This is a genomic window from Helicobacter typhlonius (assembly GCF_001460635.1).
Taxonomy (GTDB): domain Bacteria; phylum Campylobacterota; class Campylobacteria; order Campylobacterales; family Helicobacteraceae; genus Helicobacter_C; species Helicobacter_C typhlonius.
The window spans coordinates 1,761,099-1,774,339 of record NZ_LN907858.1 but is presented as its reverse complement, the minus strand read 5'-3'; the positions used below and the strand labels follow the sequence as shown (position 1 = coordinate 1,774,339).

Below are 13,241 nucleotides of genomic sequence, written 5' to 3'. Positions count from 1 at the left end.
GTAATTTGCTATTCCTCCTTAGTAAATATGCTCATCTTTTCATCAAGCACTTCGCTCTCCACATCTAAAAATGTCAAAACACTATGAAAGATATGAAAGTGTGTTGCTTCATTCAAATCTTTAATCCTACTAGCATTAGAACTCCACACAAAAAATGGTATTTCATATTGCTCCTTTGGTGCAAATGCTAATGGTATCCCGTGCATATATACACCATTTTCACCCAAGCTCTCGCCGTGATCACTTACATAAATCATTGTGCTGTCGTATTTATCAAGTTTGCTTAACTGACTAATGACTGAGTGCAATAAAAAATCAGTATAGAGGATTGTATTATCATACGCATTGATAATTTCACTCTGTAAGCAGCCCTTTGGTTCGACACTTTTACACACAGGCTTAAACACTTCAAACTGAGGAGGGTATTTCTTATAATATGTTGGTCCGTGGCTCGTGCTTGTATGAATGAAGATAAGCACTTTAGGCGATTTTGCTAACTCAATGTCTTCAATTAGTCCCGCCACAAGCGCAGATTCATAGCTATCATCAAGATGAGTATATTTCTCTGCAAGTTGCGAATATCGCATAATATTTTCACTCGGTAGGTGAAGCGGAGGCTCACCCCAATTTGTCGAACGCCACATCACATCTACCCCAGTGCGTGCAAGATAGTTTGGCAATATTTCATACAGATTCGTGCTATCCTTGTATGAAAGCATATTTTTCACAGATGCACTCGTATATGTCGTGCTTGATTTTGCATAAAAATGTCGAAGTCCTGACACTTCTAAAAGGAGAGGGTTGGTATTGCGTGAGTAACCATAGAATGAGAAGTTTTTTGCACGCGCAGATTCACCAATCACTAGCACGACTACAGATTTTTTGTCATTTGTAATGCGTGCATCAGGGAGTGGAATCTCTTTTTTATTTTTTGCTAACTCCCCTTGAAAATACCGCACCGAGTTACCTATATATGACCAAGGCATAATAAGTGCGCCAAGTTGTTTAGAGTATTTATCAAACCACAATAGATTTTGAAAATTAACTCCAGCAAGCACAATAAGCGTAAAAAATATCAAGCCTAAGCTCTTAGCAAGTGATTTGCGTGTAGGTCTTGCCACCTTTTCAAAGAGCAGAAAACACGCTGGGAGAATACCGAGTATAATTATAAATAGTGCCATTTTCAAAGATAGAAATTCTCCTGCTTCTGCTGGGTTTGTATTAAAGAGATTGCCCATCATCGTTTTATCTAAAAACACTCCATATACAGAGACAAAATACACCGCTATGGCGTTTGTGATTGAGGTAATTGCGAACCATATTTTGGTGAGATTGAAAGAGATGAGTGCTAATAAGAGTGGCATAAGTGTAGTAAGTGCGAACAAAAATAGCACGAGTGAGACAAATAGCACAATTGCATTGATTGAATCTAAAGTGAGATTTACCCACACGAATCCTAAAAAAGGAAAATGGAAAAACGCTACTTGAAGTGCGGAGATGACGAAAATAAATACAATAGATTGGCTTGGGGGGGGTTGAATGGTGCATTGTAAATCCAATCTTTGAGCGCTAGTAAAATACTTATGGAGTATCATAAATAAGCAGCCTAACGCACAAATAAGTGCAAGATAAAATACCGCAAGATTATATTTGCTGATATTTTGAATCGCCATCACCACGGCAACTGCGCCCAAAGTAGCAAAAATAAGCAAACCAAAATGTGAATCTAGCCAAGCAAAAATACGCGTCTTACTCGCCACAAGCACACCAAAGACTCCGCACACACACCCAAGGGACGCGCCCACAAGGACATCTAGCGGATAGTGTGCTCCCACGCCCACGCGTGAAAGCCCCACAAATACACCCAAAAGAGTGATACCTATGATAAAAGGCAAACGCCATTTGCGAGTGCTTGGCATAAAAGCAAAAAGCAGCACAGAAAGTATCGTGAATATAGTGATCGAATGCCCTGATGGTAGGCTATTTGTGCCTGCTAGTCGCTCACCGATGATATTAAAAGTATTCTCAAAAGCGCGTGCTGGACGTGGCATTGCATAGATTGTCTTGAATAATGCAGAAAGCACAAGGGAAAGCAAGGAGCTTGCGATAAGTGCTTCCCAAAGCTTAGGTGCGATGAATAACACTAGCAAGAGTGCGAATGCTACACTCGCATCACCGAGTTGGGTAAGATTGTGTGCGAGAGATGGGACATTGGACCAAAGCGAATTGATGGCTAAGAAAATATCCTTTTGAATCTGCGGATATACTTCCGGCTCACTCCAGCCAAAGATTCTTAACATACCAACAATAAGGCAAAAAATGCCTATTGTGGCGGCTAAATGCCATATATTCACTTTGGCAAAATTCATACTAACTTGTTTATTCATAGCTGTGATTATACACAAATTATCAATGAATTTGTGTAGTTTTATGAAATGCACAGAATCTAACTCACGCGACTTGATTGCGCACTAAAAATATATGTGAAAAAGTGATGAGGTAAGAGGGTGGCGGACAGGGAGGGATTCGAACCCTCGATAACCTTGCGGCTATGCATCCTTAGCAGGGATGTGGTTTCAGCCAACTCACCCACCTGTCCATAGACTTTTTGCGCTTTTACAGAATCTAAAATTTTTATAGAAACCAAAATTGCAGAAACAAAAAGGAGCGTTATTGTATGGAAAAATTCATAAAACTACACTTAACCAAAGCCTTTGCTTGAGATTTTATATCTTTAAATTACTAAGGGCATAAAAAGGCATTAAAGCAATGGTAAAAAAATGTTTAATGCTTGGTTTATATGAAGTTTGCTACAATCACATTTTTTAGAATCTCTCTGTGAGGATAAAATAGAATCTAAAGGATTAAATGATGAGATATGCTTTTATATTTCCCGGACAAGGCTCACAAAGTGTAGGTATGGGTAAAGAGTTTTACGATAATTTTGCCATCGCAAAGACACTTTTTGAGGAGGCAGGAGACACATTACATTTAGATATGAAGCAACTTTTATTTGAGGAAAATGACAAGCTTAATCTCACGCAATACACACAAAGTGCGATTTTTCTTGTGAGTGCGATTGCCTATAATGTTTTGCAAAATGAAATGCCACTTAAGGCGAGTGTAGCGATGGGGCATTCACTTGGTGAGGTAAGCGCGGTCGTGCTAAGTGGTGGAGCGAGTTTTTCAAAGGGCATAGAGCTGATATACAGGCGGGGTGAGCTTATGGCGGAGGCGTGTGAGGGTAAAAACGCCGGAATGATGGTTGTTGTAGGTCTTGATGACAAGAAATTAGAATCTTTTTGTGAAAATAAGCAAAAGGAGGGTAAAAGCATTTGGTGTGCGAACTATAATGGCGATGGACAAATCGTTTTAGCCGGCAAGAAAGATGATTTAAGCGCATTAGAGGCAGATATAAAGGCACTAGGAGCTAAACGCGCCTTGCTTTTGCCAATGTCTGTTGCAAGTCATTGTCCGCTTTTAGAATCTGCGAGCGCACCTTTTAGCGCGCTTTTAGAATCTAGCCTGAATGAAAGCCTCAATACCCCTATCCTTTCAAACGCTACCCTTGAGCTTTATGACACAAAGCAAAAGGCAAAAGAGCTGCTTAGCAGTCAGCTCACAAAGCCCGTGCTGTATAAGCAATCAATTTTAAAGCTAGATAATATAGATACATTTATAGAATTTGGCAATGGCAGTGTGTTAAAAGGGCTTAATAAGCGTCTAAGCCAAGCACCGACTTGGAATGTAAGCAATCTCGCGACTTTGAAAGAATGTATCGAGGGCATAGAAAACGCGTAGGGCTAAATTAATTTAGCTTAAGGTGCAGATTCTAAAAATACTCTTGTTTTTATAGAATTTTCTCTCAAATTTAAGCTTAAGTAGCCTTGAAGGACAATAACACAAAAGGAGTTCGTATGACAATAGGTATCATAGGTGCTATGGTAGAGGAAATCACACCACTACTTGAACGATTTGGCGAACACAAAACGCATTCTATCGGGGGTAATACATATTATGAAATCTCGCGGGAAAATCACACGATATTTATCGCATATAGCAAGATAGGCAAGGTTCACGCGGCATTAAGCGCAAGTGTAATGATTCTTAAATTTAACTGCGAGAAAATTATTTTTAGCGGTGTGGCGGGAGGTTTAAGCGCAGATTTAAAGGTGGGTAATCTGGTGCTTGGCAGCAAACTATGTCAATATGATGTGGATATTACCGCCTTTGGACACGCATTAGGATTCATACCAGAGAGTAAGCTCTATATGGAATCTGCCACAGAGCTAAATGATATTGCAAAAGAAGTCGCCAAAGCGCGGGGTATTGCACTCAAAGAGGGCATTATCGCTTCGGGCGATAGTTTTATTGCAGATAGTAAGAAAAAGCAGTGGATTGTGGAGCATTTTAATGCGGTAGCGGTAGAAATGGAGGGCGCAGCGGTGGCTGTCGTGTGTGATTCGTGCGGGATACCATTTTGTATTTTACGCTCTATTAGCGATAGTGCTGATGGAAGTGCTGATGTGAGTTTTGATGAGTTTTTGGAGAGTTCTGCAAAGAGAAGTGCAGATTTTGTGGCGAGTATGTGTGAGCGGATTTTACGCTAGATAAGATTTGCAAGATAGATTTTAACTAAAGGAGTAGGCTATGAAAACAATTACACTTTTGCGACACGCTGATACGATAAGTAGGGAAGAATATCGCTTAAATAGCACAAAAGATAAGAGCGATATTTTTCGTCCTCTTAGCAAATTGGGCAAGGCACAAAGTAGGGACATTGCGCGTTTTGCTAAGAAAAATTTGGGTTTTGATATGGTATTTTGCTCCCCTGCCAAGCGCACAACGCAGACTTTAAAACCGCTAAGAAAATACATTAAATCAAGCTATATTGTGATAAGTGATGATATTGCGCCAGATTGTGGGCTTGATGGATATATGAAGCTAACACAAACAAAAGCATTTCAAAAGGCTTCAAATGTGCTTATTGTAGGACACCAACCTGATTTAAAAAGCTTTGCTACTTATCTTTGCCCCTCTTTTCGCGCTCTTGTGCCTAAAGGTGTGCTAATGAGATTTATTATACAGGCGGAGGGCGACACGCTCGAGGGTATGGGAAGCCTTGATTTTATCGTGCCTCCATTTATGCTTGAAGGCTTTGGGAAATAGATTCGTAAATGAAAGCATTGTCTAAGCGCAGAAATAAATGGCGAAGCATCACGCGTGGCGCGTTTAGTATGCTTGAACTCGTGTTTGTCATCATCATACTCGGAATCCTTGCGGCTATCGCCATTCCGCGTCTCTCATTTACTCGCGCTGATGCACAGCTTATCGCAGTAGAGAATGATATTGTCAGTGCAATTAATGCTATTCAACGAGAGGTTTTTAGTCAAAACCTTGAGCCAAATAGTATTGACGGGGCGCAGATGATTGATTTAGCTGGGCTTAGCCATTCGCGTTGGATAGCACAGGGCAATGGTATAAAGCTTGCCAAAAATGGCGCGGTAGATTCACAAAATGATTGTATTCACCTTAGCCAAGAACAAGGTAAGATTGTGTTTTTTGTGCAACCAAAGGCAGATTCTACGCTTTGTGCCAAACTCCTTGAGCGACACAAAACGCGCCGAGAAGTGCCACTAAGCACATCAAATGCAATATTCTAGTTTTAAGGTGCGATATTGCAGTAGGGCGGGATTTAGTGCGTTTGAGTTGCTATGTGTGATTATCATCGTAGCGATTGTCGCAGGTGTGGGAGTGCGCTATATGGGACACATCACGCAGAGGCAGTGCATTTTGCACCTCAAATCTAAACTTTCACATACGCAGTATATTTTGAGTGCCTATTACGCGGATAGCTTCATTCGCGGAGATTCTATATCTATGGCTCACGCGCGAAATGTGTTTCATCAGCTTACTCTTAATCCAAAACATCAATGCGCCTTTGTGTTACAAGATTCTACACTTATTGCGCATATTGGCGCACAGAATGTTGTTTTCCGCATAGACCCGCCAAATCTCGCAATAAATCCAAAAATATCCTGTGTCCTCTCTGCACCTTTGTGTAAGGAGCTTGGCGATAGAATCTTAGATAAGTAGCGATTTGTAGAATCTTTAGAATCTGTGCGGGATTTTAAAGATTCTAAGTATAATTTTTTAAGAAAGGATATGTTTATACTCGCCACTTTGCCCCAAGCGATAAAGCGCGAAATCGTATTTCACAGGGTCATTCTCGTCTAAAAGTGCGAGGTTGTCGGTAGCTTGTAATGCGCTTTTGAGATTGTATTGCTTTGAATCTATGATGTTAAGCCTCTTGCAAAGCTTGAAAGTATGTGTATCAAGGGGCAAGATAAGATAACGAGGGGATAAAGAATCTTGCCATAGCCCCATATCGACTTTATCCTTACGCACGAGCCATCGAAGTAGCATATTCCACCTTTTGAATGCGCCTGTGCCACTAGGCGGATTGCCTTTAATTTTTAGAATCTCACTACAAGATGTGCCGAGTGCGAAGCTTAGTCCGCTACTTATGGGAATATTAAGCTTATTTGCATAATGGTGAAATAAATTTATGCAAGAGGAGATGCTATAAAGCATACGCGCGTGATAGAAATTTTTGCTTTGTCGCCAATGTGTGAGATTTGTGGGAGGATTCTTAAAGGCATTGATAAAATGTGCCTTTAAAGATTGTTTTTCGAGCATAGTAGCGATGATGAGAAAGAGATGTTTTATATCTGTGCGCGTTTGGAATCTGTAATAGGGGAAGCTTTCCTTATCACTCTGCCTAATCTTATCCTTAGATTCTAAAAGCGAAAAATCAAGGCTTTGAAGCATTTTGACAATAAGACTTGCGTTGCCATAGGAGAGTAGGGCGCATATAAGGGCGATTTCTGCGACAATGGAGCTAGATTCAAAAGATTTTACTACAAGCAGCGGGTCAGGCTTATCCTCATTGAGTTCGCATTCTGTATTATGGCGCGTATAGCATTCATCAAGTGTGTTTTTAAGCTTTTGCACAGCGAACCTTTGTTGATGTTTTTGCGCTAGAATCTCGGCATTTTAACACAAAAGGCACACGATGAAAAAGTGGATATTTCTTATGATATTCGCATATGCACACGCAGAGTATTTGAGTTTAGAATCTGCCTATAATCAGGTTTTAGCCCAAAATGATGGATTAAAAAGCTCCCAGAGTGCGCTCCAAAAACAAGAAAAGCTAAGAAGTGCCACGAAAATGATTTATCTCCCGCAGATTTCATTGAATGCCTCGTATATACATTTAAACGAACAAATGCACCTGCCGTTTTTTGATACCTCTGCTTTGCCGCCACTTTTGGCTGGACTTAAACCTGTTGCCTTGCAAGACCAAAATATTGTCTTTGGTGTGCTTAATATTATGTATCCACTTTTCACGGGTGGGAAGAGGTATTTTGCAAATAAATTATCCCAAATCGCACTAGAGGACGCCACTTTGGCATTAAAACTCAAAGAATTAAGCCTTTTTGAGGACTGCACGAAGCTCTACTATGGTGCGGTCTTAGCCCAGCAGATTCTAAACACGCTCGAGGAGGCAAATGCGGGGCATTTAGCGCATTATCAAAACGCGCAGAAATTGCAAGAAAAAGGACAGATTGCGCGGTTAGAGACACTTCAAGCACAAGTGAATTATGATAAATCAAATATTGAAGTGCAGAAAGCAAGAGATAATCTTGATATTGCCTATATAGCACTTAATGCAATGCTTGGACGCAATGGCACAGGGGCTTTAAATCTCGTCAAAAATATTGATATTAAGCAGGAGGCTTGGCTAGAAAAGGTGGATTATTTTGTGAATAAGACATTTGAAGTCTATCCCGCCTTGCGTATGATAGATAATAAAAAGAAAGGTGCAGACGAACTTTCACGCATTGAATTTTCTTCATTTTTACCAGATGTAGGGCTTTTTGGTAGTTATATGGTTACTGATAACACTTCTTTGTTTGAGAAGGCTTTGCCTAATTGGTATGTGGGTGTAGGGGCTCGGTGGTCACTCCTTAGCCCAAATGGGCGGATTCAAAAATATCAAGCGAGTAAAATTGCCTCCCTTGAAGCGCAATACGCGCTTACACAGGCGCAAAAAGATTTAAAAACGCTTTGTGAAAAAACCTATAATGAGGTGCTTTCTTATAAGACACAATATTTTAGCCTTAGCTCCTCTATTGAGCTTGCAAGCGAGAATTTGAAGCTACGAAAAAGCGCGTTTGTGCAAGGCTTAAGCACGAGCACAGAGGTAAGTGATGCACAAAATGCCCTATCTCTTGCAATCATTGAGCGTCAAAGCGTGGCGTATAACTATGTTATCGCTTTATCACGTTTATTCGCACTTAGTGATGAAATAGAAAGATTCTATGGCTTTTTTAACAAAGTAGGAGAAATGGAATGAAAATATCGTTAAAGTATGTTGCATTGGCTGTTATTGCGCTATGTTTTGTGCTGTGGCTTATTATTAGCTTTACACGAGCATATGAACCAAAAGAGAATAGAATTTACGCCCAAGTGCAGGCGCGCGAGTATGCTATTAGCTCGAAAGTCGCGGGGCGTGTGGAGAATATCTTTGTTAAAAAGGGAGATATGCTAAAAAAGGGTGATTTGGTATATAGCATTAATTCTCCAGAGCTTGAGGCGAAACTTGAACAGGCAAGGGCAGGATACGAAGCGGCAAAGGCTCTAAGCACAGAGACAAATCGGGGTGCGAGGGTGGAGACGATTCAGTCTGCAAAAGATGTATGGCAGGGTGCAAGAACTATGGCAAATCTCGCTAAAAGCACCTATGAGCGCATAGAATCTTTATATAAAGACGGCGTAGTGAGCCAACAAAGACGTGATGAAACATATGCAAATTATACGACAGCTAAACATAACGAAAGTGTAGCCTATCAGCAGTATAAACTAGCCCTTGATGGCGCAAGTAGTGAGACAAAAATTGCCGCTCAAGCTAAAGAGGACGCTGCAGCAGGGCAGGTGAGCGAGGTAGAAAGCTATGCAAAAGATACCCAAGCCATAGCTCCTGCAAATGGTGAGATTAGCAATGTTTTACTACACGAGGGTGAGTTATCCCCTAGTGGATTCCCAGTGGTGCTGATGATTGATATGAATGACGCGTGGATTAGCTTTTATGTGCCAGAGTATCGGCTCCAAGACTTCCCAAAAGACCGCACATTTAAGGCATACATTCCCGCACTCAACAAAGAAGTGGAGTTTAAAGTAACTTTTGTGTCTGTTATGGGAGATTTTGCGACTTGGAGAGCGACAAGTGCGCATAAAGGCTATGATGTGAGGACTTTTGAAGTAGAGGCGTATCCGCTTATGCCTGTTGATGGGTTAAGAGTTGGTATGAGTGTGCTTATTGATTAGGATTAAGGTAGTTTTGTGCTTAGTTTTATTACAATCCAGCCTTATTTCATATAAAGGATTTCTATGGCGAAGAAATGTTTTTTCACGGGTAAAGGACCAATGGTAGGCAATAATGTGAGCCATGCTAATAACAAGACAAAAAGACGCTCACTTCCTAATCTCCGCAGTATTGCACTCAAGCTTGAAGATGGCACAAGTGTGCGTGTAAGAGTAGCAGCCTCTACACTACGCACAATGAAAAAATACTCATAGGGCTATAATTTACCTTGTTTTTAAAGGTTAAGAAATTTCTTAATTGGGGTAATAGACCCAAGCCGGATATTTCACTTTCAGGGGAGCTGTATGAACAGCTCAAACCCTTTCGTCTCCCGTTTATTCTCGTCCAGCTTTTTATTCTTTTTGGAACTTTGGGGTATTTGATATTAGAAGATTATGATTTAATGCACGCATTTTTTCAGGCTTCTTACACATTTACAAACACCGGGTTTGGCTCACTCAACGAGGATACTTTTAACACAATCACCATTATTTTCACGGTGCTACTTATGATAGGTGGCGCGGGTGTTGTAACATTTAGTGTGGCATTTATTATGGGTGTGGTAAATAATGGCGTACTCATAGCATTGATTAAGGAGCAGAAAATGGTATATAAAATTGCGCGTTTGCAGAATCATTATGTGATTTGCTATCACAATGAATTTACTATGCAGTTAGCCCAGCAGTTTTTGAAGTCTCATATTCCATTTGTGGTGGTGGATAATGCGCCGGATTTTGAGATTCAGGCTAAAAAACATAAATATCCTCATTATATCGTTGATGACCCGCACACACACATTGCTATGCTGAAATCTCATCTTTCAAGTGCAAAGGGTATTGTGAGCTTTTCTAAGAATGCAGCAGATAATATTACAATGGTAGTGAGTGCGCGACTTTTTGAGGAGGAGCTAAAGAGAAAACCCTACTATATCATCGCTACTGCAAATTCCGAGGAAGAGAGCCAAAAGCTCAAAAAGTTAAGTTGTGATTCTGTAATCTCTGCTCCTAAACTTATGGCACAGAGAATCTCCGCTATGGCAGTGCGTCCTGATATGGAGAATCTGCTTGAGCGATTTTTGTATCGCCACGATACACCGCTTGATTTGGAGGAGATTATTGTCCCTAAATATTCGTGGCTTGTGTTAAGAAAGCTCAAGGAGGCACATTTCCGAGATATTACAAATGTGTCTGTCGTGGGACTTACACAAAAGGACGGCACTTACATCACTATGCCAAATGGCAATACGATTGTTTCGAGCGAGTGCAAACTCCTTGTGATTGGCTCGGGTGATAATATTCGTGATACGAAGCGATTGATTATGAAAAAGCAAAAACCAAGGGAGGTTGATTATGTTTGATATTATTCCTATCAAGGGTGGCATTAACGCACCGCAAGGATTCTATGCCGATGGTGTAAGTACGGGACTAAAGCCAAAGCAGACTGATGGCACGCCCGCACTTGATGTAGCCTTTTTGTATAGCGAGGATAAGCTCAAGCCCTTTACACTTTTTACGAGCAATACCTTTGAAGCTGCGCCAATCACGCATTATAAGCGGTTTGTGGAGGGCAAGGAGAGTAATTTTGTGTTAATTAATACCAAAAATGCAAATGCAATGACGGGGCAAAGGGGCATAGATGATGTGAGTGAGATTCTAAATGTCTTACAACAAAAATTCCCTTTTGTGCAAAATCCCATTATGTCAAGCACAGGTGTGATAGGGCAGTATTTGCCAAAGGAGAAAATTATTGCTTCTTTTGGTGCGTTTAATCCTCACGCAAAAGATGAAAACGCCCACACTCGTGCCGCCGATGCGATACGCACGACTGATGCCTTTAGCAAAGAAATTGCTCTACAAGTGAAACTTCCCTCTGGTCAAAGATTTTGCATTGGCGCAATGGCAAAGGGCGCGGGTATGATACAGCCGGCATTAGCGACTATGTTGTGTTTCATCACCACAGACGCGGCACTACCCAAAGTGCACGGGGATAGAATCCTACAAGAATGCGTAAAGACAAGCTTTAATGCCATTAGCGTAGATGGTGATATGAGTACGAATGATTCAGTATTTTTATTTGCAAATGGGCGCAGTGGGGCGTATGATGAGGCAGCATTCAAAGAGGCGCTCAAAATAGTAATGCATAAACTTGCCACCGATATGGTGCGCGATGGCGAGGGAGCAAAAAAGCTTGTAGCCTTTGAAGTAAAGGGTGCAAAAAATGAAGATGAGGCAATGAGGGCAGCTAAGGCTCTTACAAATTCGCTTTTGGTAAAAACTGCTATTTTTGGTGGAGATCCAAATTGGGGGAGGATAGCCTCTACAATCGGTGCGAGTGGTGTAGAATGTGCGCAGGAGAGCCTTTGTATCAGCTTTGAAAATGTAGTGGTTTTTGATAAGGGACAGATTCTTTTTGATGAAAGCACAGAATCTAAAGCCGCGGCGGTTATGCAAAAAGAAAGCTTTAGGATAAGCTGTGATTTAGGTGTAGGAATCGGGAGTTTTGTCGCCTATGGTTGTGATTTGGGCTATGATTATGTGAAGATTAATGCAGATTATCGTAGCTAATTAGGCTTATGGATTCAATAATTTTGCGGTAAGTAAATCTTAAGTGGGCTATTATCGAAAATATCCTACAATATAAAAATCATTTTACATAAAAGGAGTAGTTATGTTTCACGAATATAGAGATGAGGTTACCGCACTAAAGACGCACAACGCACATTTTGCAAAGATTTTTGATGAGCATAATGAGCTTGATGATAGAATCAAAAAAATTGAAGAAGGTGAAGAAGTGATGGGTGATATGGAGCTTGAGGTGCTTAAGAAGCAAAAATTGCGTTTAAAAGACGAAGCTTATGCGATGATTATAGAATATCGCAAAGAGCATAAAGCTTAATCCTCTGCTCTAATTGCGCCTTTTTGGCGTAGATTCTATTTTTCCACTCCTACCTACAGAATCCAATCTCTTATGGGATTTTGGGGCTGTGGGGTTTATCTCCCAAAGATTTGTTTAAGTTCCACAGATTTTGTATTTTGTATCTGTTGTGTGAGAATCCTTAGAGCACAATTCTGTGCTTTTGTTGATTCTATGGATTTTGTGTCGCAAGGAGATATTTTTCGTATGCTGTGGGTGGATGGGCTTTATCCCATTTGCGCATTAGTGCTTCTTCTTGCTCTGTAAGCGTGATACCATAATGCTCACTCATATACAAATAAATGCGCGCAATAATACCCTTTTCGCTTTCACGCGGATAGAATTTTTTATTTTTAAAATCCGTATAAACAGCGCATTTGCCATACTGCCCTAATTTTTGCGAAGTTTTGGAATCTAAATCTGCATATTCAAAATTACTTCTGTCAGCATTAATCTCGCCAATGGCTGGGACGAGATTGCGTTTATCGGATTCCATTTGTGTAAATTGTTTGTCTTTTGCACACATTTTGCGTCCGCCATTTTTCCAACATTGCAAATCTTTGCCAAAGCGGTGCGCGGGCATTATATGTTCAAATTCAATGTGCTTGGCACGCACATTTTTCTTGTCCTTACTCGTGGTGGCTCTACGCGGCGTATAATCTTGCGTAGGCAAGAGAGTAAGAGTGTGTGGATTAAAATCAATCCCGCAATAAAATTCTGTGCAATATAGGCTTTTTTTAGCTCTGCCTTGCTTTGAGAGAAAGTTTTGGGTGTAGTGGTAGTGAGGGCTTGAGGGCTAGTCTGCGCACAGCCAAAAAGTGCAAGAATACAGCATAGAATCCATATTACTTGATATGTGCGCAAACTTATCATTTTCCCTCTATCCTGATTGAATAAGCAT

General features: G+C 40.7%; 15 protein-coding genes and 1 tRNA gene. 11 read left to right on the top strand and 5 right to left on the bottom strand.

The genetic code is table 11. The features are described from left to right. Window positions 1-8: 8 nt before the first annotated feature. Together eptA and BN2458_RS08815 are read right to left on the bottom strand one after the other, a co-directional pair. Entirely contained in the window at window positions 9-2,387 is a 2,379-nt protein-coding gene (gene eptA, locus BN2458_RS09765; RefSeq protein ID WP_081951495.1) for a phosphoethanolamine--lipid A transferase EptA, read from the bottom strand. 121 nt (window positions 2,388-2,508) lie between these two features. Continuing rightward, window positions 2,509-2,599, bottom strand: a tRNA-Ser gene (locus BN2458_RS08815). A gap of 272 nt (window positions 2,600-2,871) precedes the next feature. Here BN2458_RS08815 and fabD point away from each other — a divergent pair. From fabD to BN2458_RS08790, 5 genes are all read left to right on the top strand, one after another. Next, window positions 2,872-3,801, top strand: a complete 930-nt coding sequence (gene fabD, locus BN2458_RS08810) for an ACP S-malonyltransferase (RefSeq protein WP_034343542.1) — start codon at window positions 2,872-2,874, stop codon at window positions 3,799-3,801. A gap of 116 nt (window positions 3,802-3,917) precedes the next feature. Further along, window positions 3,918-4,610, top strand: coding sequence for a 5'-methylthioadenosine/adenosylhomocysteine nucleosidase (locus BN2458_RS08805; RefSeq protein WP_034326939.1), 693 nt, complete (start codon window positions 3,918-3,920; stop codon window positions 4,608-4,610). 40 nt (window positions 4,611-4,650) lie between these two features. Next, window positions 4,651-5,169 (top strand): SixA phosphatase family protein, encoded by a 519-nt coding sequence (locus BN2458_RS08800; RefSeq protein WP_034326937.1) that lies wholly within the window; start codon window positions 4,651-4,653, stop codon window positions 5,167-5,169. A gap of 8 nt (window positions 5,170-5,177) precedes the next feature. Further along, window positions 5,178-5,663, top strand: a complete 486-nt coding sequence (locus BN2458_RS08795; RefSeq protein ID WP_052082245.1) for a prepilin-type N-terminal cleavage/methylation domain-containing protein — start codon at window positions 5,178-5,180, stop codon at window positions 5,661-5,663. Next, a complete protein-coding gene (locus BN2458_RS08790) occupies window positions 5,650-6,096 on the top strand; it encodes a type II secretion system protein (RefSeq protein WP_231944779.1) in 447 nt (148 codons plus the stop codon). Before BN2458_RS08795 ends, BN2458_RS08790 begins: the two co-directional genes overlap by 14 nt. Before the next feature lie 57 nt (window positions 6,097-6,153). On the opposite strand, the gene BN2458_RS08785 is transcribed toward BN2458_RS08790, so the two are convergent. Then, the gene (locus BN2458_RS08785) at window positions 6,154-7,014 is read right to left on the bottom strand and encodes a TIGR02757 family protein (RefSeq protein WP_052082244.1); all 861 of its coding nucleotides are present in this window, start codon (window positions 7,012-7,014) and stop codon (window positions 6,154-6,156) included. 61 nt (window positions 7,015-7,075) lie between these two features. On the opposite strand from BN2458_RS08785, the gene BN2458_RS08780 reads away from it, so the two are divergent. The 6 genes from BN2458_RS08780 (at window position 7,076) to BN2458_RS08755 (ending at window position 12,322) form a co-directional block, all read left to right on the top strand. Next, the gene (locus BN2458_RS08780) at window positions 7,076-8,419 is read left to right on the top strand and encodes a TolC family protein (RefSeq protein ID WP_034326932.1); all 1,344 of its coding nucleotides are present in this window, start codon (window positions 7,076-7,078) and stop codon (window positions 8,417-8,419) included. Further along, window positions 8,416-9,390 carry an HlyD family secretion protein gene (locus BN2458_RS08775; protein ID WP_034326930.1) on the top strand — a complete coding sequence of 325 codons (975 nt, stop codon included), beginning with the start codon at window positions 8,416-8,418 and terminating at the stop codon, window positions 9,388-9,390. Before BN2458_RS08780 ends, BN2458_RS08775 begins: the two co-directional genes overlap by 4 nt. Before the next feature lie 63 nt (window positions 9,391-9,453). After that, complete coding sequence (rpmB, locus tag BN2458_RS08770; RefSeq protein WP_034343519.1) at window positions 9,454-9,642, top strand: 50S ribosomal protein L28; 189 nt, start codon at window positions 9,454-9,456, stop codon at window positions 9,640-9,642. A 14-nt stretch (window positions 9,643-9,656) separates the two neighbouring features. Continuing rightward, window positions 9,657-10,784 (top strand): potassium channel family protein, encoded by a 1,128-nt coding sequence (locus BN2458_RS08765; protein ID WP_034343521.1) that lies wholly within the window; start codon window positions 9,657-9,659, stop codon window positions 10,782-10,784. Next, a complete protein-coding gene (gene argJ / locus BN2458_RS08760; RefSeq protein WP_034343524.1) occupies window positions 10,777-11,991 on the top strand; it encodes a bifunctional glutamate N-acetyltransferase/amino-acid acetyltransferase ArgJ in 1,215 nt (404 codons plus the stop codon). The genes BN2458_RS08765 and argJ overlap by 8 nt, the downstream gene beginning before the upstream one ends. Before the next feature lie 103 nt (window positions 11,992-12,094). Beyond that, on the top strand, window positions 12,095-12,322 hold the full coding sequence (locus BN2458_RS08755) for a YdcH family protein (protein WP_034326924.1): 228 nt from the start codon (window positions 12,095-12,097) through the stop codon (window positions 12,320-12,322). Window positions 12,323-12,512: 190 nt separating this feature from the next. Here BN2458_RS08755 and BN2458_RS08750 read toward each other — a convergent pair whose 3' ends face one another. Continuing rightward, entirely contained in the window at window positions 12,513-12,956 is a 444-nt protein-coding gene (locus tag BN2458_RS08750) for an endonuclease (RefSeq protein ID WP_328591388.1), read from the bottom strand. Continuing rightward, complete coding sequence (locus BN2458_RS10500) at window positions 12,923-13,213, bottom strand: hypothetical protein (RefSeq protein ID WP_231944777.1); 291 nt, start codon at window positions 13,211-13,213, stop codon at window positions 12,923-12,925. The genes BN2458_RS08750 and BN2458_RS10500 overlap by 34 nt, the downstream gene beginning before the upstream one ends. Window positions 13,214-13,241: the final 28 nt, after the last annotated feature.

Excerpts from the sequence above, each read along its gene's own strand:
- BN2458_RS08805 (WP_034326939.1), top strand. The coding sequence starts at position 3,918 with ATGACAATAGGTATCATAGGTGCTATGGTAGAGGAAATCACACCACTA.
- BN2458_RS10500 (WP_231944777.1), bottom strand. The coding sequence starts at position 13,213 with ATGATAAGTTTGCGCACATATCAAGTAATATGGATTCTATGCTGTATT.
- BN2458_RS08790 (WP_231944779.1), top strand. The coding sequence starts at position 5,650 with ATGCAATATTCTAGTTTTAAGGTGCGATATTGCAGTAGGGCGGGATTT.
- argJ (WP_034343524.1), top strand. The coding sequence starts at position 10,777 with ATGTTTGATATTATTCCTATCAAGGGTGGCATTAACGCACCGCAAGGA.
- rpmB (WP_034343519.1), top strand. The coding sequence starts at position 9,454 with ATGGCGAAGAAATGTTTTTTCACGGGTAAAGGACCAATGGTAGGCAAT.
- BN2458_RS08755 (WP_034326924.1), top strand. The coding sequence starts at position 12,095 with ATGTTTCACGAATATAGAGATGAGGTTACCGCACTAAAGACGCACAAC.
- BN2458_RS08780 (WP_034326932.1), top strand. The coding sequence starts at position 7,076 with ATGAAAAAGTGGATATTTCTTATGATATTCGCATATGCACACGCAGAG.
- BN2458_RS08775 (WP_034326930.1), top strand. The coding sequence starts at position 8,416 with ATGAAAATATCGTTAAAGTATGTTGCATTGGCTGTTATTGCGCTATGT.
- eptA (WP_081951495.1), bottom strand. The coding sequence starts at position 2,387 with ATGAATAAACAAGTTAGTATGAATTTTGCCAAAGTGAATATATGGCAT.
- BN2458_RS08800 (WP_034326937.1), top strand. The coding sequence starts at position 4,651 with ATGAAAACAATTACACTTTTGCGACACGCTGATACGATAAGTAGGGAA.
- BN2458_RS08795 (WP_052082245.1), top strand. The coding sequence starts at position 5,178 with ATGAAAGCATTGTCTAAGCGCAGAAATAAATGGCGAAGCATCACGCGT.
- fabD (WP_034343542.1), top strand. The coding sequence starts at position 2,872 with ATGAGATATGCTTTTATATTTCCCGGACAAGGCTCACAAAGTGTAGGT.